The organism is Methylobacterium sp. D48H, from assembly GCF_053345715.1.
This window is the reverse complement of sequence record NZ_JBKFAP010000222.1, coordinates 1-280: the sequence shown is the minus strand read 5'-3', so window position 1 is coordinate 280 and position 280 is coordinate 1. Positions and strand designations below refer to the sequence as shown.

The window sequence follows — 280 nt, the reverse complement described above, 5'->3', positions numbered from 1 at the left end:
AGCCGGTCACGGCATCGCCGCTCTGCCCGACATCCGAGACAATCGAGCGGCGCAGGCGGCCGGTGACCACGTTCAGCACCTCGCCGGAGGGCTTGCGCTTGATCAGCGCCTCCAACACCAGCCGCTCGACCTGGACCGCCTTCACCATCTCGGCGCGGACGGCGTCGGGCATCCGGTCGAACCGGGCGACCACCCGAGTCTCCGCAACCTGGATCCCGGTCAGCACGGCGGCACCACCGCGCGGTAGGGCTGCAGCGCCGCCGAGACGAAGTCGGGCACG

The 280-nt window shown here is 71.4% G+C and carries 1 protein-coding gene; it reads right to left on the bottom strand.

What is annotated here, in order from left to right; genetic code table 11:
- The coding region (locus ACLBX8_RS32220) for a hypothetical protein (protein WP_447716477.1) at window positions 1-193 on the bottom strand (193 nt) is incomplete at its 3' end.
- Between the last annotated feature and the right edge of the window lie 87 nt (window positions 194-280).